Below are 558 nucleotides of genomic sequence, written 5' to 3' on the forward strand. Positions count from 1 at the left end.
AGTTCAGCGCCTCGATCTCGGAGGGCCCCGCGTTGAAGAGCGCGGGTTCGACCTTGGTGGCGCCGAGAGCCTTCTGGAAGAAGCCCTTCTGCATGCCCACCAGCGCGGTTCCGTGGGTGAGGTTGCCGAAGTAACCGATCTTGACGGTGTCGAGCCCGTCGATCTTCTTCGCCCCGGCGGCGACCTTGGCGGTTCCGTCGTCCTTGGCCTGGGAGCCGTAACCGCAGGCGGCCAGCGTGAGCAGGGGCAGCGCGGCCAGTACCGCGAAGGATCGGCGCAGAGCGGATGATGCAGGCACGGGAGGGTTTCCTCTCGGAGGCCCGGCGGTCACGGTCTCTCAGGTCGTGGCCGGGAGGTCGGCAGGTTTTCGTCTACGGCGGTGGGGGGTGAGGGCGCGCAGGCAGTGCGCGTACGTCAGCGCACACATCGCGCCACTCCGCCCTGCCCGCTGCCGAGAGCACCGCTGCCGACGCGGCCGCCCTCCTTCGCGAACATCGAGTAGAAGTCGGGGGAGTTCATGTCAGAAGTCCCACCCGTCGTCCTCGGTCTCGTCCTTGA

General features: G+C 67.9%; 1 pseudogene. It reads right to left on the reverse strand.

What is annotated here, in order from left to right:
• Nucleotides 1-298: pseudogene (locus GTY47_RS13925) on the reverse strand (sulfate ABC transporter substrate-binding protein); the annotation flags it as partial.
• Between the last annotated feature and the right edge of the window lie 260 nt (nt 299-558).

The sequence above is a fragment of the Streptomyces sp. SID5464 genome, assembly GCF_009862985.1.
Lineage (GTDB): Bacteria > Actinomycetota > Actinomycetes > Streptomycetales > Streptomycetaceae > Streptomyces > Streptomyces chartreusis_D.